Origin of the sequence: Nonomuraea sp. NPDC050680 (genome assembly GCF_040654555.1) — a bacterium.
GTDB lineage: Bacteria > Actinomycetota > Actinomycetes > Streptosporangiales > Streptosporangiaceae > Nonomuraea.
Genome location: NZ_JBFAIF010000001.1, coordinates 356,929 through 375,915, shown reverse-complemented (window position 1 = coordinate 375,915; position 18,987 = coordinate 356,929). Strand labels below are relative to the sequence as shown.

General features: G+C 70.9%; 20 protein-coding genes. 11 read left to right on the top strand and 9 right to left on the bottom strand.

The window, feature by feature from the left end:
* Nucleotides 1-131: 131 nt before the first annotated feature.
* Entirely contained in the window at nt 132-1,898 is a 1,767-nt protein-coding gene (locus AB0H88_RS01815) for an AMP-dependent synthetase/ligase (RefSeq protein WP_357639940.1), read from the bottom strand.
* 103 nt (nt 1,899-2,001) lie between these two features.
* Here AB0H88_RS01815 and AB0H88_RS01810 point away from each other — a divergent pair, with 103 nt between their 5' ends.
* Genes AB0H88_RS01810 through AB0H88_RS01780 form a run of 7 tightly spaced genes read left to right on the top strand, consistent with a single transcriptional unit; the run spans nt 2,002 to nt 7,602 of the window.
* Nucleotides 2,002-2,769 (top strand): metallophosphoesterase, encoded by a 768-nt coding sequence (locus AB0H88_RS01810; RefSeq protein ID WP_357639937.1) that lies wholly within the window; start codon nt 2,002-2,004, stop codon nt 2,767-2,769.
* A 21-nt stretch (nt 2,770-2,790) separates the two neighbouring features.
* Nucleotides 2,791-3,228, top strand: a complete 438-nt coding sequence (locus tag AB0H88_RS01805; RefSeq protein WP_357639935.1) for an SRPBCC family protein — start codon at nt 2,791-2,793, stop codon at nt 3,226-3,228.
* A gap of 1 nt (nt 3,229) precedes the next feature.
* Nucleotides 3,230-4,387: an ArsA family ATPase gene (locus tag AB0H88_RS01800; protein ID WP_357639932.1), complete on the top strand. Its 1,158-nt coding sequence runs from the start codon at nt 3,230-3,232 to the stop codon at nt 4,385-4,387.
* Nucleotides 4,380-4,781: a DUF5304 family protein gene (locus AB0H88_RS01795; RefSeq protein ID WP_357639929.1), complete on the top strand. Its 402-nt coding sequence runs from the start codon at nt 4,380-4,382 to the stop codon at nt 4,779-4,781. The genes AB0H88_RS01800 and AB0H88_RS01795 overlap by 8 nt, the downstream gene beginning before the upstream one ends.
* Nucleotides 4,782-4,811: 30 nt before the next feature.
* On the top strand, nt 4,812-5,744 hold the full coding sequence (locus AB0H88_RS01790; RefSeq protein WP_357639926.1) for an ROK family glucokinase: 933 nt from the start codon (nt 4,812-4,814) through the stop codon (nt 5,742-5,744).
* Nucleotides 5,745-5,759: 15 nt separating this feature from the next.
* Nucleotides 5,760-6,452, top strand: a complete 693-nt coding sequence (locus AB0H88_RS01785; protein ID WP_357639924.1) for an endonuclease/exonuclease/phosphatase family protein — start codon at nt 5,760-5,762, stop codon at nt 6,450-6,452.
* 37 nt (nt 6,453-6,489) lie between these two features.
* Nucleotides 6,490-7,602, top strand: coding sequence for a hypothetical protein (locus AB0H88_RS01780; protein WP_357639922.1), 1,113 nt, complete (start codon nt 6,490-6,492; stop codon nt 7,600-7,602).
* Nucleotides 7,603-7,629: 27 nt separating this feature from the next.
* On the opposite strand, the gene AB0H88_RS01775 is transcribed toward AB0H88_RS01780, so the two are convergent.
* Nucleotides 7,630-8,088 carry a hypothetical protein gene (locus AB0H88_RS01775; RefSeq protein WP_357639921.1) on the bottom strand — a complete coding sequence of 153 codons (459 nt, stop codon included), beginning with the start codon at nt 8,086-8,088 and terminating at the stop codon, nt 7,630-7,632.
* 46 nt (nt 8,089-8,134) lie between these two features.
* Nucleotides 8,135-8,893, bottom strand: coding sequence for an alpha/beta fold hydrolase (locus AB0H88_RS01770; protein ID WP_357639918.1), 759 nt, complete (start codon nt 8,891-8,893; stop codon nt 8,135-8,137).
* Between the two features lie 147 nt (nt 8,894-9,040).
* On the opposite strand from AB0H88_RS01770, the gene AB0H88_RS01765 reads away from it, so the two are divergent.
* The gene (locus AB0H88_RS01765) at nt 9,041-9,742 is read left to right on the top strand and encodes a lysophospholipid acyltransferase family protein (RefSeq protein WP_225298509.1); all 702 of its coding nucleotides are present in this window, start codon (nt 9,041-9,043) and stop codon (nt 9,740-9,742) included.
* Between the two features lie 86 nt (nt 9,743-9,828).
* On the opposite strand, the gene AB0H88_RS01760 is transcribed toward AB0H88_RS01765, so the two are convergent.
* A complete protein-coding gene (locus AB0H88_RS01760; RefSeq protein ID WP_357639915.1) occupies nt 9,829-10,284 on the bottom strand; it encodes a MarR family transcriptional regulator in 456 nt (151 codons plus the stop codon).
* Nucleotides 10,285-10,368: 84 nt separating this feature from the next.
* On the opposite strand from AB0H88_RS01760, the gene AB0H88_RS01755 reads away from it, so the two are divergent.
* Nucleotides 10,369-10,797 (top strand): DoxX family protein, encoded by a 429-nt coding sequence (locus AB0H88_RS01755; RefSeq protein ID WP_357639912.1) that lies wholly within the window; start codon nt 10,369-10,371, stop codon nt 10,795-10,797.
* A 155-nt stretch (nt 10,798-10,952) separates the two neighbouring features.
* On the opposite strand, the gene mmuM is transcribed toward AB0H88_RS01755, so the two are convergent.
* From mmuM to AB0H88_RS01735, 4 genes are all read right to left on the bottom strand, one after another.
* Nucleotides 10,953-11,819: a homocysteine S-methyltransferase gene (gene mmuM, locus AB0H88_RS01750; protein ID WP_357639911.1), complete on the bottom strand. Its 867-nt coding sequence runs from the start codon at nt 11,817-11,819 to the stop codon at nt 10,953-10,955.
* A gap of 89 nt (nt 11,820-11,908) precedes the next feature.
* Nucleotides 11,909-12,727 carry a trehalose-phosphatase gene (otsB, locus tag AB0H88_RS01745; RefSeq protein WP_357639908.1) on the bottom strand — a complete coding sequence of 273 codons (819 nt, stop codon included), beginning with the start codon at nt 12,725-12,727 and terminating at the stop codon, nt 11,909-11,911.
* Nucleotides 12,728-13,054: 327 nt separating this feature from the next.
* Entirely contained in the window at nt 13,055-15,493 is a 2,439-nt protein-coding gene (locus tag AB0H88_RS01740; protein WP_357639905.1) for a VIT domain-containing protein, read from the bottom strand.
* Nucleotides 15,490-16,272 (bottom strand): helix-turn-helix domain-containing protein, encoded by a 783-nt coding sequence (locus tag AB0H88_RS01735; RefSeq protein WP_357639902.1) that lies wholly within the window; start codon nt 16,270-16,272, stop codon nt 15,490-15,492. The genes AB0H88_RS01740 and AB0H88_RS01735 overlap by 4 nt, the downstream gene beginning before the upstream one ends.
* Before the next feature lie 107 nt (nt 16,273-16,379).
* Here AB0H88_RS01735 and AB0H88_RS01730 point away from each other — a divergent pair, with 107 nt between their 5' ends.
* Nucleotides 16,380-16,847: a DNA starvation/stationary phase protection protein gene (locus AB0H88_RS01730; RefSeq protein ID WP_357639899.1), complete on the top strand. Its 468-nt coding sequence runs from the start codon at nt 16,380-16,382 to the stop codon at nt 16,845-16,847.
* A gap of 93 nt (nt 16,848-16,940) precedes the next feature.
* Nucleotides 16,941-17,963, top strand: a complete 1,023-nt coding sequence (locus AB0H88_RS01725) for an alkaline phosphatase PhoX (RefSeq protein WP_357639897.1) — start codon at nt 16,941-16,943, stop codon at nt 17,961-17,963.
* A gap of 106 nt (nt 17,964-18,069) precedes the next feature.
* Here the strand turns inward: AB0H88_RS01725 and AB0H88_RS01720 are convergent, their stop codons facing one another.
* A complete protein-coding gene (locus AB0H88_RS01720) occupies nt 18,070-18,981 on the bottom strand; it encodes a MarR family winged helix-turn-helix transcriptional regulator (protein WP_357639894.1) in 912 nt (303 codons plus the stop codon).
* Between the last annotated feature and the right edge of the window lie 6 nt (nt 18,982-18,987).

The window sequence follows — 18,987 nt, the reverse complement described above, 5'->3', positions numbered from 1 at the left end:
CTACCTTTGAAGGTAGGGACCGGGGATGTAACAGATCTCCGGTCCCGATTGCTGTCTCAGGCTAGCGGGGTGGCGTCAAGAGCGTCCAGAGAATCCGGGACAACGGGTAGTGGTTTCTATACCCAGCGTAGTCATTTGTAGAGTGCGTCCACATCCTTGGCGAAGTCCCGCATCACCACGTTGCGCTTGATCTTCAGGGTCGGCGTCAGGTGCCCGCTGTCCTCGGTGATGTCCACGTCCAGGATGACGAACTTCTTGATCTGCTCCGCCTTCGACACCGTCAGATTGGCCGTGTCCACGGCCTTCTGCATCTCCGCCAGCACGCGCGGATCCGTGCACAGCTCACTGAGCGTAGCCGTCGGCACGCCGTTGACCGACTTCCAGTGCTCCAGCGCCTCCGGGTCCAGGGTGATCAGCGTCGCCACAAAGGGCCGCCCGTCGCCGACGACCATGGCCTGGGAGATCAGCGGGTGCGCGCGGAGCGCGTCCTCCAGCGGGGCGGGGGCGACGTTCTTGCCCGCCGCCGTCACCAGGATCTCCTTCTTGCGTCCCGTGATGCGCAGGTAGCCGTCGGCGTCGAGCTCGCCCACGTCGCCCGTGTGGTACCAGCCGTCGGCGTCGATCGCGTCGTCCGTCGCCTGGTCGTTGTGCCAGTAGCCGTGGAAGACGTGGCGGCCCTTGGCCAGGATCTCGCCGTCGTCCGCGATGCGGATCGACACGCCGGGCAGCGGCTTGCCGACCGTGCCGATCTTGTTGGCGCCCGGCATGTTGACCGAGCAGGGCGCCGAGGTCTCGGTCAGGCCGTAGCCCTCGAACACCTCGATGCCGACGCCCCTGAAGAAGTGGCCGAGCCGCTCGCCGAGGGCCGAGCCGCCGCACACCGCCGCGGTCAGCCGCCCGCCGGTGGCCGTGCGGAGCTTGCCGTACACCAGCCGGTCGAACAGGGCGTGCCGCAGGCGCAGGCCCAGGCCCGCGCCGCCGGAGCTCTCGGCCTTGCTCCACGCGACGGCGGTGTCGGCGGCGCGGGCGAAGATCGCGCCCTTCCCGCCGGCGATGGCCCGCTGCTCGGCGCCGTTGTAGACCTTCTCGAACACGCGGGGCACGCCGAGCAGGAAGGTCGGCTGGAACTCGGCCAGGTCCGGGGCCACGTTCTTCATGTTCGGGGTGTGGGCCAGGATCGCGCCCGCCTCGATGATGGCGACCTGGATCATGCGGGCGAAGATGTGCGCGAGCGGGAGGAACAGCAGCGCCGCCGGCGACTTGCCGGCGAAGAGCGACTCCAGGGGGCCCGCCACCACGTTGCGGGCGGTGAACAGCAGGTTGTCGTGCGTGATCCGGCAGCCCTTGGGCCGGCCGGTGGTGCCGGAGGTGTAGACGACCGTGGCCAGGTCGGCCGAGCCGACCCGGGTACGCCGCTCTTCGAAGGCGGCGTCGGTCACCTCGGAGCCGTCGAGGCTCTCGTCCACGCGCCAGACGGGCTTCAGGTCGGGCGCGGCCTCGCGTACGGTCTCCTCGTGCGCGTCGAGCTCGACGAACACCGCCTTGACCTCGCTGTCGGACAGGATCCACTTGACCTGCTCGACCGCCGACGTCTCGTAGATCGGCACGGTGACCGCGCCGATCGACCAGATCGCGTAGTCGATCAGCGTCCACTCGTAGCGGGTACGCGACATGAGCGCGACCCGGTCACCGTGCTCGATGCCCGCCGCGATCAGCGCCTTGGCCAGCTCGACGACCTGGTCGCGGAACTCGGAGGCGGTGACGGCGGGCCAGCCGACGTCTGACTTGCGCCGCATGACGACCGCGCCGGGCTCCTGCTCGGCCCGTCTGAAGACCGTGTCGGGCAGGCTCGCGGAGGCAGGTACGTCGACCAGCACCGGGACGCTGTACTCGCGCACGAATCAACTCCTGTTCGGGGGACCGCCTGGACGCTATCGCGTTGAATTACCCACGGGTAGGGGTCATTCTCACGCTAGCAGCCGCTCTCATAGGATTTCCCGCATGAGGGTCCATGTCATCAGCGACGTACACGGCAGGGCGGACGCGCTGGCCGGCGCGGCGGCGGGGGCCGACGCGCTGATCTGCCTGGGTGACCTGATCCTCTTCATCGACTACGACGACCACGCGCAGGGCATCTTCCCGGACCTGTTCGGCGCCGAGCGGGCCGCGGAGTTCATCGCGCTCCGCACGGCCAAGCGCTTCGACGAGGCCAGAGCCCTGTCGGCGCGGCTGTGGTCCACCCTCGACGGCGACCCGCGCGAGCACATCGAGCGCAACGTACGAGCCCAGTACGAAGAGCTCTTCGCGGCCATGCCCGCCCCCGCCTACCTCACCTACGGCAACGTCGACATCCCGCGCCTGTGGTCCGACTACCTCCAGGACGGCCACCAGGTGCTCGACGGCCAGAGCGTGGAGATCGGCGGCTGGCGGTTCGGCTTCGTCGGCGGCGGGCTCAAGACCACCTACCGCACGCCGTACGAGATCAGTGACGAGGAGTTCGCCGCCAAGGTCGAGGCGGTCGGCGAGGTGGACGTGCTGTGCTGTCACATCCCGCCCGCGGTGCCCGAGCTGCTGTACGACGTGGTGGCCAGGCGCTTCGAGCGCGGCAGCGAGGCGACGCTGGCGGCGATCAGGCGGACGCAGCCGCGCTACGCCCTGTTCGGGCATGTGCACCAGCCACTTCACCGGCGCACCCGTATCGGACGCACCGAGTGCGTGAACGTGGGTCATTTCCGGGGAAAGGGGGTTCCGTTCATCCTCGAATGGTGACCCGACCGGTACGGTGGTCGCATGGCTGATCGCACCACTTCGAGCATCACCGTCGGCGCCGATCGGGCCGCCGTGATGGCCGTCATCGCCGACTTCGCGGCCTACCCCGACTGGGCGGGCCAGGTGAAGGAGGCGGAGGTCCTCAGCACCGGGGCCGACGGCAGGCCGGAGACGGTGCGCTTCGTCCTGGACGCCGGAGTGATCAGTGATGCCTACACTCTGGGCTACACCTGGCAGGACGACGAGAGCGTCCGCTGGCAGGTCGTCGAGCCGGGCAAGATGCTCGCCGAGCTCGCGGGGAGTTACCAGCTGGCCGACACGGGCACGGGCACCGAGGTGACGTACGAGCTCTCGGCCGACCTCAAGGTCCCCATGATCGGCATGATCAAGCGCAAGGCGGAGAAGGTCATCGTGGACACCGCGCTCAAGGGCCTCAAGAAGCGCGTCGAAGGGCACTGAGGTGAGCCCGCGAGTTCTGCTCTTCACCGGCAAGGGCGGTGTGGGCAAGACCACCGCCGCCGCGGCGACCGCCACGCTCGCCGCCAAGCGCGGCCTGAAGACGCTGATCGTCTCCACCGACACCGCCCACTCGCTGGCCGACGCGCTCGGCGTCGAGCCTGGTGAGGTCGCGCCCGGGCTGCACCTGCACCAGGTCGACACCCAGAAGACGCTGGAGCGCCACTGGGGCGAGCTGCAGGACTACGCCCGAGGGCTGCTCGCCGAGCTGGGCCTGGACGAGATCACCTCGGAGGAGATCACCATCCTGCCCGGCGCCGAGGAGATCATCGCCCTCCTGGAGCTGCGCGAGCACGCCCGCGAAGGACGCTGGGACGTCATCGTCGTCGACTGCGCCCCCACCGCCGAGACCCTGCGCCTGCTGGCCCTGCCCGAGGCGCTCGACTGGCACATGACCAGGCTGATGCCGGTCGGCCGCAAGATCATGAAGATCGTCTCGCCGTTCGTGCGCAGCGTCGCCCGCGTCAGCGCGCCCGGCGAGGAGGTCCTGAGCGCGGGGGAGCGCTTCCACCGCGGCCTGCTGGAGGTGCGCGAGCTGCTCACCGGCGAGAACGCCTCCGTGCGCCTGGTGCTCACGCCGGAGGCCGTGGTGCTCGCCGAGGCCAGACGCACCCTCACCTCGCTCAACCTGTACGGCTACCGCGTCGACGCGGTGATCGCCAACCGGGTCTTCCCCGCCGAGGGCGCCGACGAGTGGCGCGCCCAGTGGGTGGCGGCCCAGTCCAGGCTCCTGGCCGAGGCCGAGGAGTCGTTCGCGCCGCTACCCATCCACGTCGTGCCCTACCTCCCGGCCGAGCCGGTCGGCAAGGACGCGCTGGCCCAGGTGGGCGGGGCGATCTACGGCGAGGTGGACCCGTTCGCCGCCCCGGACGTGGAGCCGCCGCTCCGGCTGTCCGCCGACGAGCTGACCCTGGCCCTGCCGGGCGCCGACCGGGCCGATGTGGACCTGGCCCGCAAGGGCGACGAGCTGATCATCACCGCCGGCCCCTACCGGAGGATCCTGGCACTGCCGGCGGCGCTGGCCCGCAGACGGATCAGCGGCGCGGCGCTCCATGACGGCGTGCTCCGGGTACGGTTCACACCAGGAGGGCCAGATGACTGAGAGCAACAGAGACCCGATCGGCACCGTCACGGACGAGGCGCGCAAGCTCTTCGACACCATCCAGGGACGGGCCACCCGTCAGGTCGGCAGGACCGTGCTCAACTCCTTCACCGGGGGCGGCGGCGGGCAGAGGGACAGGGACGTGTGGAGCGAGGCGGTGTCCGAGCCCCATGACGAGTACATCTGCCGCGCCTGCCCGGTCTGCCGGGCCATCGCGGCACAGCGGGAGTCCGGCAGCGACGTGACCGGGCACCTGGTGGCGGCCGGCGGCGAGCTGTTCGCCGCGTTCCGCCAGACGATCGACGCGTTGAGCAGGCCGGCCCCTCGCAGGCCACGCGACGATCAGAGCGGCGAGCATGGCCGTGACAACGTGGAACATATTGATCTGGGTTAGACCAGATTGGGATAGAGGAGATACAGGGGCATGCTCACGATCGGTGTGGACATCGGTGGCACCAAGGTCGCCGCGGGCGTGGTCAACGACGACGGCGAAGTGATCGCCCACGCGCTCAAGCCCACCCCGGCCGACCAGCCCGAGCAGGTCGCCGCGACGGTGGCCGAGGTCGTGCGCGAGCTCGCCCAAGGCAGGGAGATCGAGGCCGTCGGCGTCGGCGCGGCCGGGTTCGTCGACGAGACCCGGTCGGTCGTCCGGTTCGCACCCAACCTGGCCTGGCGCGAGGAGCCCCTGCAGAAGAAGATCAGCGGGCTGATCGGGCTACCGGTCGTCATCGAGAACGACGCCAACGCCATGGCCTGGGGCGAGACCAAGTTCGGCGCGGGGCGCGGTCAGTCGCACGTCGTCTGCATCACGGTCGGCACCGGCATCGGCGGCGGCCTGGTCTTCGACGGCAAGCTGTTCAGGGGCCACTGGGGCATGGGGGCCGAGCTCGGCCACATGCAGGTGGTGCCCGAGGGCCGGCTGTGCGGGTGCGGCCAGCTCGGCTGCTGGGAGCAGTACGCCAGCGGCAACGCCCTGGTCATCGAGGCCAGGCAGATCTCCACCGCCCAGCCGGAGCGGGCCCAGATCCTGCTCGGCCTGGCCGGTGGCAAGATCGAGGGCGAGGAGGTCACCGAGGCGGCCAAGCTGGGCGACGAGGCCTCACTCGCCGCCTTCGCCAGCCTCGCCGACTGGCTCGGCCAGGGCATGGCCGACCTGGCCGCGATCCTCGACCCGGGCTGCTTCATCGTGGGCGGCGGCGTCTCCCGCGCGGCCGATCTCTTCCTCGACCGGGCCCGGGAGACCTTCGCCCGCCAGCTCACCGGCAGGGGCCACCGGCCGCTCGCCGAGATCCGGCTGGCCGAGCTGGGCGCCGCCGCCGGAGTCGTCGGCGCGGCCGACCTCGCCAGGATGCGCTGACCGGGTTCCCCAGCGATGCCGCGGGTGGCCACGTACAACGTCCGGGGGCTGCGTGACAGCGTGCCCGCGCTGGTCCGGGTGATCGGGTCGATGCGGGCCGACATCCTGTGCCTCCAGGAGGTCCCGCGCTTCCTCAACTGGCGTGGCCGGCGGCGGCAGCTGGCCGAGGCGTGCGGCCTGCGGGTGGTGGCCGGGGGCAGGCTCGGCGGCGTCGCGGTGTTCGCCCGCCCCGGGATCGAGGTGCTGGCGGCCGAGCACCACCGGCTGAAGGTGTTCGCCGGGCTGGAGGTCCGCGGGCTGGCCGTCGCGGTCCTGCGGGTCGAGGGGGTGCCGCTGGCCGTCGGCTCGATCCATCTCGATCTGCACGGGGCGGCCAGGCTGCGGCACGCGTACGAGGCCATGACGCTGATGGAGCGTACGGCGGCCGCGCACGGCGCCGCCATCCTGATCGGCGGCGACCTCAACGAGCAGGAGACCGAGCCCACCTGGCGCTATCTGGCCGGGCGGCTCACCGACTGCCGGCCGGCCGCGCCCCGGGGCGAGGGACTGACCTTCCCCGCCCGGCGGCCGCGCGAGCGCATCGACGCGGTGTTCGCGGCGCGCGAGCTGACGGTCCTCTCCTGCGGTGGCGCGGACGCCGCCGAGGCCGACCTGGCGGCCGCGACCGACCACCTGCCGGTACTCGCCGAGCTGCTAGTCGGGGCCTAACGGGGCGGGAAGGTCCGCGAACCCGTAGCATTTGCTCATGACCCGTCGCTATCAGCGGCGTGCGCTCACCCTGATCTTGGCGACGTCCGTGGCCTTGTCGCAGGTCACGCCCGCCGCGCATGCCGATCCCCACCCCGCCACCATTGAGGCGTGGCAGCAGTCGACGAGCGTCCGCCTGGACGCCGACGGCTCGCTGTCCGACGTTACCGCGCTCTCGTCAGGCGATGTCTGGGCCGTCGGCCAGCAGGAGATCTGGGACGTCTGGAAGAATCGCGGCACGGTCCGCCACTGGAACGGCTCCAGCTGGTCGGAGGTGACCCTGCGCGACGCCACCGGTGCCGGCAACCTGCGCGGCGTGGCCGCCACCTCACCGTCGGACGTGTGGGCCGTGGGCGACGGCCATGACGGCCTGCCCTACCTCGCCCACGGAGACACCGGCGGCTTCGACCGGGTCAGGGCCCAGGGGATGCGCGCGGGCGACTGGCTCGGCGGCATCGACGCCCGTCCGGGGCGCGTCGTGGCCGTTGGCAGCCGCGACGACTACGGGCTCATCCTCACCGGTCAGGCCGGCGCCTGGAGCGCCCAGCAGACCAAGGAGAAGGGCGCGCTCTACGCGGTGTCCGGCAACTTCGCCGTCGGCGACACCGGCAGCGCGCCGTTGATCATGCACTACTCCGGCGACAGCTGGAAGGCCATGCCGGTGCCCGAGGTCCCGGGTGGCTACCTGCGTGACATCCAGGTCGACAGCGCCAAGCGGGCGCTGGCCGTCGGCGGCGTCTACCGCGGGGCCGACCAGGTCGATCCGTTGGTGCTGTCGTGGAACGGCAAGCGCTGGCAGCGCGAGCGGCTGCCCGAGACAGAGTCGCGTCTCTACGGGGTCACAGGCGACGGCAAGGGCCGCTTCTGGATCTCCGGCTTCGACCCGTCAAGGGCCGCCGAGCCGTTCATGATGCGCTGCGAGAAGAGCGACTGCGAGATCATCCGGGGCGGCGCCGCGAAGGGCAAGGACAGCGTGCGGTTGCAGGCGGTCACCTACCTCGCGGGCAAGGGCGACGTCTGGGCGGTCGGTCACGCCGTGGACGCCCGCGAGCGCTACACGGACGTGGTGGAGCTGTTCGGGCCCGGAGAGCCTTCGCTGAAGGACTCCTAGCCGGTCTCAGAGCACGGCTGACCGGTCTCAGAGCACGGCGCCGTCGTCCCAGCCGTCGGTGGGCGGGCCGTCGCCCATCCGCACCACCAGCGCCACGAAACCGCCGATGAACGCGGCCACGGCGGTGAAGAGCGCCCAGCCCTCCATCTGCCAGTTGGCCATCGCGGCGATCAGCAGGTAGGCGGGGCCGCCGAACAGCGCCACCCAGGCGAGCTTGGTCGGCAGGTCGAGCTTGGGCAACGGCGGCGGGGGCGGCGGCACGAAGCGCTCCTCGCCGTCCTCATCCTCGCCGAGGTCCTCGTCGCCGTGCTCCGACTCCGCGTCGGCGTCCTCGTCGGCCGCGGGTTTGACCACGCGGGCGACGGGCTCGACCGGGACGTTCTCGCTGTCCGGCCATGGCTGGTCGGCCGAGTCGCGCTCGGCTGTGTCGTTGAAGGACGCGACGATCTGCCGCCAGACCTCGTCCTCGTCACTCTGGGGCGTCACCTAGATCGGCCTCTCCGCAGCGATCGCGACTTCCCCCTGGGTGCGATCAGTCCCTCTGCAAGGGTACCGAGGCATGTGTCCGGATGAAGTCGAGGCTACCGGCAAAGATCTTGTCGGCATCGTTGTCCAGCGTCGCAACATGGTAGCTATCGGTAAGCTCCTCGATCGTGGCCTGCGGTACGTTCTGGCGAATGATCTCCACGCTCCTCGGCTTCACCACATGGTCCTCGGTGCTGTGGAAGACCAGCAGCGGCTGCGTCACCTTCACCAGGTCGGCCTGGACCAGCGACCACAGGCCGGGCAGCGAGGCGGCCGCCTTCACCGGCGTGCGCGCGTAGGCCAGCTCGGTCACGCCCGGCTTCTTGACGTCGTTGGCCACCCCCGGCACCGACGGCAGGAACCACTTGAGCACCGGGGCCAGCATCAGCAGCGGCACGTCGCGCACGATCGACGGGTTGACCACGATGACGCCGCTGATCGCGTCCCCGTGCACCTCGGCCAGCCGCAGCGCCAGGCAGCCACCCAGCGACAGCCCCGCCACGAACACGTTCGCGCAGCGGCCCTGGAGGTCCTCGAACGCCTTCTCGACCTCGGCGTACCAATCGTCCCAGCGGGTGCGGTTCATCTCCTGCCAGGTGGTGCCATGTCCGGGCTGGCGGGGGAGGGAGACGCTCACCCCCTGCCCGGCGAGATACTCGCCCCAAGGCCGTAGCGACTGCGGGGTGCCGGTGAAGCCATGGCACAGCAGTACGCCGACCTGGCCTGCTTCATGGTGATAGGGCTCCGCGCCTGGCATGAGCGGCATAACAGCTCCTCGATGGGATTTCATCCCGGAATTGCCCGATCGTCGCACGATCGAGGTGGATTGTGCGAGAGGTGAGGTAGGAGCATCGGTCCTGAGATGCGAAGATGACTTTGCTTGCAGACCGCGCTGTGGAGAAGAGGTGGCCGAGTGTTCTACTGGGTGGTCAAGGCCATCTTGGGGCCGATCCTCCGCGTCGTCTTCCGGCCGTGGGCGGAGGGTGTGGAGAACGTGCCCAGGCAGGGGCCGGTCATTCTGGCCGGGAACCATCTGTCGTTCGCCGACCACTTCTTCGGGCCGCTGCATCTGCGCCGCAAGGTCATCTCGCTCGGCAAGTCCGACTACTTCACCGGGCGCGGCGTCAAGGGCTTCTTCACCCGGCTGTTCTTCAGCGGCGTCGGCACCGTGCCGATCGACCGCTCGGGCGGCAAGGCCAGCGAGGCCGCGCTGCGCACCGGCATGCGGGTGCTGCGCGAGGGCAACGTCCTCGGCATCTACCCCGAGGGCACCCGCTCACCCGACGGCCGCCTGTACAAGGGCAAGACCGGCGTCGCCCGCCTGGCCCTCATGTCGCGGGTGCCGGTGATCCCGTGGGCCATGGTCCACACCTTCGAGATGATGCCCCCCGGCCACCCGCTGCCCAAGCTCGGGATCCGGCCCGGAGTGCGGTTCGGCAAGCCGCTCGACTTCTCCCGCTATTACGGGATGGAGGAGGACCGGCTGGTGCTGCGCGCGGTCACCGACGAGATCATGTACGCGCTCATGGAGCTGTCGGAGCAGGAGTACGTCGACAAGTACGCCGCCAGCGCCAAGGTCGAGATGGAGCGCGCGGCCCGCGCCGCCAAGGGCTGACCGCTCATCGCCTTGGCGCCTGCCCGGTTTCGCGCACGGCGGGGCTCACTGCCGTAGTGCCTGCCCGGTTTCGCGCATGGCGGGGCTTATTGCCGTAGTGCCTGCTCGGTCTTGCGCATGGCGGCGGTCATCGTCTCCAGTTCGCCGCGGGTCATCCGGTCGATGAGGTAGGCCCGGACGACCTCCACGTGGCCGGGGGCGACGAGCTGCAGGCAGCGGACTCCCGCGTCGGTCAGCACGGCCAGCACGCCACGCTCGTCGGACGGGCAGGTGGTCCGCTCGACCAGGCCCGCCTTCTCCAGTTGCCCGATCTGGTAGGTCAGCGCGGACTTCGACACCACGACGCCCTTGGCCAGCTCCGTCATGCGCATCTGGCGGCCTGGGGCGTCGGCCAGGCGGGCCAGCACCTCGTACTGAGGGTGGGTCAGTCCGGCCGCGGCCTTGAGCTGCTCTTCGATGCGCCGCTCCAGCAGGTGGGAGGTGGACAGGAAGGCGCGCCAAGCCGCCATCTCCGTCTCGTTGAGCCACGCGGTGTCCGTCACGGCGTCCAGTGTACTTGTTGTTCAGATTTGAACTTCCGGGTAGAGTGCTGGTTCAAATCTGAACTACTGCCTTTTGGAGAGCGCATGCTTGACCAGTCACGTTCCGTAGCGATCCTGCTCGCCCGCGTGGTCGTCGGCGGGATCTTCCTGGTGCACGGCTACCAGAAGTTCGCCACGATGGGGATCGCCGGGACCACCAAGTTCTTCGAGTCGGCCGGAATCCCGCTGGCCGGGGCCGCCGCGCCGGCGGTGGCGGTGCTGGAGGTCGCGGGCGGCCTGGCGCTGATCCTCGGTGTGGCGCTGCCCGTCGTGGGGACGCTGCTGGCGCTCGACATGGCGGGCGCGATCCTGTTCGTTCACGGGGCCAACGGGTTCGGGGTGGACAAGGGCGGCTTCGAGTTCGTCCTGTCGCTGGCGGCGGGCGCGCTGGCCGTCGGCTTCAGCGGAGGCGGCGCGCTCGCCCTCGACCGCGTGCTGTCCAGCCGCCGCGCCCCTGAGAACGTCGCGGCCTGACCGCCGTCACCTGACCGCCGTCACTTGACCGCCGTCACTTGACCTCCTTGCCAGGCCCCGTTGCCGGGCCTCCGTGGCGCGGTGCTCAGGACACGTGGGCGCGGATCCGCTGGACGTGGCTCAGGACGGATGGGCGCGGATCCGCTGGACGTGACTCAGGACAGGTGGGCGCGGATCTGCTTGATGTGCTCGGGAGTGGTACGGCAGCAGCCGCCGATGAGCGAGGCGCCGGCCCGTTGCCACTCCTCGGCCGCCTGGCCGTACTCCACGGGCTCGGCGGTGCCGCGCCACCGGCCCTGCTCGGAGTCCCAGTATTCGCCGGAGTTCGGGTAGACGATCACCGGCAGGCCACCGGCCAGCGTGGCGATGAGACCGGGGATGTGCCGCGGCGCGGTGCAGTTGACGCCGACGGCCACCACCTGCGAGCTGCCGGCGAACAACGCGGCGGCCTCGGCGATCGGGGTGCCGTCGTTGAGGTGCGCGGCGTCGCGGCAGGAGAAGCTCACCCACGCCTTGACCGACGGAGTCTCGGCGAGCAATCTGGCCAGCGCCCGCGCCTCCGGGTAGGACGGGATGGTCTCGCAGGCGAGCAGGTCGGGCCCGCTCGAGGCGACGATCTCCCAGCGTGGCCGGTGCCACGAGAGCAGGCCCAGCTCGTCGAGGTCGTAGTCGCCGGTGTATTCGGCGCCGTTGGCCAGGTAGGCGCCGTAGGGACCGATCGAGGCGGCCACCAGCCCGCCCCCGGCCTCGTCACGGGCCTGGGCGGCCAGCTCGACCGAGAGCCTGATCAGCCGCTCGGCCTGCGCCTCGTCGAGCCCGCGCCGGACGAATCCCGGGATCGACGCCTGGTAGCTGGCGGTCGTGGCCACGTCGGCGCCGGCGGCGAAGTAGTCGGCGTGCACGCGCCGGATCAGCGCCGGATCCTCCACCAGCAGCCGCGCCGACCACAGCTCGTCGCTCAGGTCGGCGCCGAGCATTTCGAGGCGGGTGGCCAGGCCGCCGTCCAGGACAAGGGTGCTCACCCGTCCAGAGTAGGGTGCCGCGCGTACTCGACAGGACTTTCCGGCCCGGGTGAACGGGCCGAATAAGGCGGGTGAATTTCCGGGCGGGGCTATTGCGTTTGCCGGTTGTCATGGAAAGCGCGGATTATCTCGTCCAGCATGGCCGGGACGTCGGCCGGGCCGGCCACGGTGAAATCCGCCTGCCGGGCCAGTTCGTCGCCTGTTTCGCCGTTCGCCACCGCCACTCTGACCCCGACGAACTCCGGGTCTTCTTCCTCGCGCGTACGCAGGGCCTCGAAGGCGCGGGCGTCGGACAGGTCGTCGCCGAAGTACCAGGCCCTGGCCAGGGCGGCGCTCTCCGCTTCGACGACGGTGCCCTTGTCGCCGGGCACCGGCGGCTTCAGCTCGACCACCATGCGGCCCAGCTGCTCGGCCAGGCCCAGCTCGGCGGCCTTCGCCGACGACCATCTCTCCACCGCGCCACGCAGCGCCGGATCCGCTCTGTAGTGCAGCGCCACCATCAGCGCCTTGTCCTCCACCAGCACCTTGCCCGGCAGGTCGCGAGCGGCGTCGGCGACCAGGCGGCGGATGACCGGCGCCCATGGCTCCGCCTCACCGGCGGTCCTGATCTCGCCGTCGACCACCGTCTGCAGGCCGTACAGGCCGAAGAGCCGCACGCCGGGGGCGCGGGAGAAGCGGTCGCGCAGGAACGCGGCGGGGCGCGCGGAGACGACGGCGACGCGGGCGAACAGCTCCGCCAGCGCGCTCAGCCGCTCCACCGCCCCGGGGACGGGGAGCACCGCGTCCGGATCGTTCATGATGGGCACGACAGAGCCGTCGAAATCGAAGAAGAAACCCGATTCCCGGGCCGCGGAAACGGTGGCGGAGATCGTCTCGGCGAAGCGCAACGGTGCGCGAGAGGTCGCCATGTACGGTGACGATAGAACAGCCCGCCGGACTCCGATAGACGGCTATTCGTATTTCCGATGAACCTGTTTCTCGTGAACCTGTCTCCCGTGAACCTGTCTCCCGTGAACCTTCTTCCGGTCAACCTGACCGGAGTTCGCTCCGCCGCCGGTCGGAATGCCGGCCGGAGTGGTCTTCGCGATGAGGGCGAGCGCTTCGGCGTCCTTCACCGTCACCCCGGGTGATTCGGCGCCGGGCTGCCGCCCAGCGCCGGGTCACCCGACCCCGGCTCTCTGGGGTGTACTGAAATTTCCGGACACTCCACAGAGCCGGTCACGCGGGCGGTGCCGTCAGGTGCGCTTCCAGAACGGGCGGCGGGGCGTACCCGGCGCGGGTGGTCCGCTCGGGGCCGAGGGTGATCCGCTCGTGAGCACGGTGAGCACCTCGATGGCGTGCGCCCTCAGCGCTTCGGCGTCGATGCCCGGCTGCTCCGCCGTCTGCAGCTCGCGGCCCAGGGCGGCCAGCTCCGGATGCCCGCCCAGGAAGGCGGCCAGCGCCGAGAGCCGGGAGCCCAGGTCCGCCAGGTAGAGCGGGTCGGGACCGCCGAGCAGCGCCCGGAGCCGGTCGAGCTCGACGACCAGCTGCGCCCTGACCGACTCCAGGCCCGGCCCGGCCGGACGGGGAGCGGCGGGCGGCGCGAACCGCGGCGACGGGCTCATCCGCCCACCGGCCGAGCTGCCGCCGAAATCGCCGGCCGAGCTGCCGCCGCCGGGGCTGCGGGGCACGGCACCGCCGGGACCCGCTTCCGCCTCCCAGTCGACCCCCCTGGTGCCACGGGACCGGCGGGCCGCGTCTGGGGCGCCGCTCTCCTGGGTGCCCAAGAGGTCGTGACTCTGGCCGGGTGCGAAGCCCGGGTCGGGGATCGACATGGGGCGGGACGGCGCGGCCATCACCGCGGCCTGGGCCATGAAGGGCATCATCGGCGGGTTCTGCGGCATCTCCCAGCCGCTCGGCGGCTCCACGGGCTGGATGACGCGGTGCTCCGGCTCGCCATCGGCCACCTTCCTGGTGTCGACCGCCACGTAGGCGGTGAAGCGGCACAGGACGCCGTTCTCCAGCGAGACCCGGACGATCTCCGCCTCCAGCTCGTGCTCGCCCATGGCGTACCGGTCCTCCAGCTCACGCAGGTGCGCGCGGGCCCAGACGGCGCGGATCGCCGGGTTGTCCACCACGGTGCCCGTCACCTGCTGCTCCCATGGAGCGCCCGACGCCAGCCCGCGTACGGTCACCGAGGAGCCATCCCGATAGCGGCCGTGCACGCGCAGCGGGACGCCGGGGAAGATGGAGCCCAGGTGGGTGACCGTGCCGGGCTCCAGGTCGAGGCCCTTGAGGGACAGGTCGGTCACGAGGGGCGCGCCGATGCGGCGGTGGATCTGCTCCATGGCGGCGTCCAGGCGGTCCTCCGACTCGACCAGCTCGCAGCGGCCCGCGCCCAGACCGGCCAGCCGGCCCAGGAAACCGGCGTTCACCGCCCGGTCGATGCCGACGGTGTGCACCCGCATGGCCGACAGCGCGCCGCCGGTCTGCTCCAGAATCTGGTCCTCGTGTCCTACCTGCCCGTCGGTGACCAGTACCAGGACGCGTTCGCGCCCGTCCTGGTCGTGGAGCAGGGAGATCGCCTGGCGCAGCGGCTCCAGCAGCTCGGTGCCGCCGCGGGCGTCCACGCGCGCGAGATGTTCGACCGCGCGGTAGCGGTTGCGGTCCGAGGCGGTCACGAGCCCCTCGAACGCCTGCTCCACCACCGAGTCGAACGTCAGCACCGCGAACCGGTCCTGCTCCGTCAGCGTGTCGACGATCCGCGCCGCGGCCCGGCGCGCGGCGACCATCTTCCAGCCGCCCATGCTGCCCGACCTGTCCAGCAGCAGTACGAGGTCACGCGGCGTGCGCGGCGACTGCAGCGCAGGGGGCAGCACGGTCAGCGAGAACGCGCCCCGGCCGTCGAGCTGCAGCGCGGTCGAGGTCTCGAACGACAGCCGCAGGATGAAGTCGCGGTCCAGCCGCTCGCCCGGCCGCAGTCGTACGGTATGACCCTCCTCCTCGACGACGTGCAGGCTGGAGGACAGCTCCCGCAGGTCCAGCCCGGCGGGGTCGATCGTCGCCGTCAGCGACAGGCGTACCGGGTCGGGGAAGCCGGGCAGGAGTACAGGCGGCGTGATGCGCGAGGCGTCGGGCACCGCGTCGGTGTCGGGCGCGGTGCCGTCGCCGGAGCCGGGGCCGTCGAGCGGCGTGCCCGGAATGTAGCGGGGGGCGAGGACCAGCGGGAAGCGGAACGTGGCCGCGCCGTCCTCGTACGGCAGCGGCTGGCTCAGCGTGAGCCGGACCGTCACCCGCTCGCCCGGCAGCAGGTTGCCCACCGTGATCGTGAACACGTCGGGCCGGTCCTCCTCGGCGATCGCGGCCCGCTTCCCCTCGCGCAGCGCCCGGTCGTAGTCGGCCCTGGCCTGGCCGCGCTCCTTGAGCACGCCCTCGATCACCCGGTCGTCGGCCTCCATCCTGAACCCCGTCACCGCCGCCCTGTCGGGCAGCGGGAAGACGTAGGTGGCCTCCAGCGTGACGTCGTACGGGTTGCGGAAGCCCTGCGTCACCTCGACCTCGGCCATCAGGCCGGAAATGCCGGCGGACACGTCGACGCTCTCCAGGGGCAGATTCCCGCGCGCGGTCCGCAGCGCGCCGAACCCGGCGTCCGGCACCGGCAGGCACCGGGTGGGCTCGAGCGAAGTGATCTTCATGCTAGCTTCCTCTCTTCGAGCAGCGCCAGCAGCGGTGCCGCCGCGGTGAGTACCGCCTGGATGTCGTCTTCAGCCGGGGTACGGCCGGCGCCGTCGAGCACGAGCGTCACCCCGTCGGCCAGCCTGACCCCGCGCACCAGCGCCGCGTGCCGGCTGGGCAGGGGGACCCGTTCGGGCCGGTCGTCCTCGCCGGGCCAGGAAGGACCGCCGGGCGGGGGATACGAAAGGTCGGAATTGGGGCCGGTGCCATCCGCGGGGCGTTCAGCGCCATCCGCGGGGCGTTCACCGCCATCCGCGGGGCGTTCGGCCCAGAACCGTCCGCGGGAGCGCCCATGTCCGGCCCCCGAGCCGTCGTAGGGAGTCGTCGCCTCGGGTGTCTCGCCCTCCGGGAGGGCCGCCGCATCGTGAGCATCCTGGCTCAGGGGCGCGGTCGCGACGTCCTCGTCCAGGGGCGACCATCCGGGGTGGGCCGTCCGCTCCAAGGTCGTGTCCGTGGCGCCGGTCAGGGCGGTCTGGATCTCCGCGATCGACCGCCCGGCCGCCTGCAGCCGCTTGATGGCCACGAGCTGCAGCAGGTGCCGTCTGCCGTACTGGGCGATCCGGCCACGCCTGGTCAGTGGCGGGTCGACGAGGCCGATCGTGGTGTACCACCTGATCAATCGCTCGCCGGGCACGTCGCGGACCCGGCCGTTGAGCGGCTGCGCGTGCGGCTGGGCGGGCGCGCGCAACGCGTCGGCGGCGCGCTCGGCCAGCTCACGGATGGTCCAGGTCTCGCTCATACCTTCACAATTACACTGTCATTATTGCAGTGTCAACCATGAGAAAGCGGGCAATGGGGGTGGGTCGCATAGAGACCCTGATGTCGAACCACGGGGAGGAACACATCATGGCTACGATCACCGGTCCGCTCTCGGGCGATGCGAAGAAGACGGTCGCGACGGCCCTTCAGGGAGCCCTGGTCGATCTCCTCGATCTCTCGCTGCTCGCCAAGCAGATGCACTGGAACCTGACCGGCCCGCACTTCCGGCAGATCCACCTCCAGCTCGACGAGGTCACCGCCCTGGCCCGTGAGCACGCGGACACCATCGCCGAACGCGCCGTCGCCCTGGGCCTCAACCCGGACGGCCGCGCGGCCACCATCGCCAAGTCCACCAAGCTCTCCCAGCCGGAGAACGGCTGGATCGAGGACGGCAAGGTCGTGGCGACGATGACCGACATCCTGGAGGCCGTCGGCAAGCGGATGCGCGAGCGCGTCGCCGTGACCGACGAGCCGGATCCGGTCAGCCAGGACCTGCTCATCGCGGTGGCTCAGGACATCGACAAGCAGCACTGGATGTTCCAGGCCCAGCGTTGACGCCAGAGATTTCGCGCAGAGTTTGATCTCGGGCCTCCCCGTCATTCATGTCGGCGGGGTCGACTAGCGTGGCACCTAGAGGGAGGCCCCACGATGTCCAGCAAGACTCTCCTCCGCACGGGCCCGCTCTGGCAGGGCGGGATGAGCCCCTACGGCCCGCTGGAGCCGCCCGGCGGCGACGATCTGGCCCTGCCCGGAGGGTTCAGCGGCCGGATCGTGGCCCGCTCGGGCCAGAAGGTGGCCGGGCTGACGTGGCACGCGGCGCCCGACGGTGGCGCCTGCTTCCCTGACGGCACCGGCTGGATCTACGTGTCCAACTCCGAGCTGCCGCTGCTCGGCGGCGCGTCCGCGCTCCGGTTCCGCGCCGACGCTTCGATCGCCGACGCCTACCGCATCCTGTCCGGCACCGACCGCAACCGCGCGGGCGGCGCCACGCCCTGGCACAGCTGGCTCTCCTGCGAGTTCGGTTATCGCGGCCGGGTGTTCGAGTGCGATCCGTACGGCCTGCGGGCCGGGCGTCCCCGCCTGGCCATGGGCCGGTTCAAGCACGAGGCCGCCGCCTGCGACCCCGACCGTCAGGTCGTCTACCTGACGGAGGGGGAGCCTGACGGGTGCTTCTACCGGTTCCGGCCCGGCGACTGGGGCGATCTCACCGAGGGCATCCTGGAGGTGCTCTGCCTAGCCGGTGACTGGAAGCCGGTGCCGTCGCCCGCCGCCCTGCTCAAGGCCACGCGCCACCAGATAGACGACGCCCGCCACTTCGACGGCGGCGAGGGCTGTCACTACGCGGGCGGGGTCTGCTACTTCACCACCGAGGGTGACAGCGGTCTGTGGGCGTACGACGCCGAGACCTCCACGCTGGACCGGATCTGCGACGGCGTACGCGCCATCACCGCCGCTCCCTCCGGCGACCTCTACGTCGCCAGGCGGTCGACGGAGATCGACGTCATCACCCCCGATCGGGCGGTCACGCCGTTCCTCAAGCTCGATGGCCTCGACGGGGCCGAGCTCACGGGGCTGGCGTTCGCGCCCGACGGCGGACGCCTCTACTTCTCGGCCAGACGGGGCCGCGACGACGGCCGCACCTTCGAGGTGGCCGGCCCCTTCCGCGCCTGAGGGACCTCCTCTTCGAGGTGGCCGGCCCCTTCCGCGCCTGAGGGACCTCCTCTTCGCGGTGGTCGGCCTCTCCCGCGCCTGAGGGACCTCCTCGACCGGTGGCTTGTCAGAGGTCGCGGCTCCACTCCTGCTCGGTGACCTCGATCCCGTTCTCCGTCTCCTTGTGCTCCGACTCCAGCTCGAACCCGGCGGCCTGGTAAATGCGCCGCGCGCTCGCCAGGCAGTCGCGGGTCATCAGCGTGATCCGCTTGTAGCCCTCGGCCTTGGCGTGGCGCAGGCACTCGCCGACGAGCCGTCCGCCCAGACCCAGCCCGCGGGCGGACGGCTCGACCAGCAGGAGCCGCAGCCGCGCGGTGGCGTCGTCCTCGCGTACGCAGAACACGCACCCGGCGGGCTCCCCGCCGACCTCGGCGATCCACCCCATGTCGCGCGAGGGGTCATATTCGCCGATGATCCTGGCCACCAGCCGCTCGAAGTCCATGCCCCAGCCGTACTCCCGGCTGTAAAGGATGCCGTGCCGGTAGACGACCCAGCTCAGGTCGCCCGTGCGCAGGGGCCGGATCACGTACGGCTCGCGCTCGCCGACGCCCTCCAGCAGCGTCCTGATCGTGGCCATACTCGTGACCAGGCGTTCCTGCCCCGGCTCGGGCAGCGTGGCCAGCAGTCGCTCCGCCTCCGCGTCCGACCGCGTGTCCAGCAGCCCGAACGACTCGGTGCCCGCCGCGGTGAGCCGGACGACCTGCTTGCGGGCGTCGGTGGCCGCGCGCTCCTTCGAGATCAGTCCGTCGCCCTCGAGGCGGGTCAGGATCCTGCTCAGATAGCCCGCGTCGAGACCGATGAGGGCGCGCAGCTCGCCCGTCTCCAGCTTGCCCGCGTGCCCGAGCTCGAACAGCACCCTGCTCTCGGCCAGCGAATAGGGAGAGTCGAGCATGCCTGCCTGGAGGACGCCGATGACCTTCGTATAGAACCGGTTGAAGGCCCTGATTTCGGAGACCCTTGCTTTCGTCAACGAATTCATTGCTTC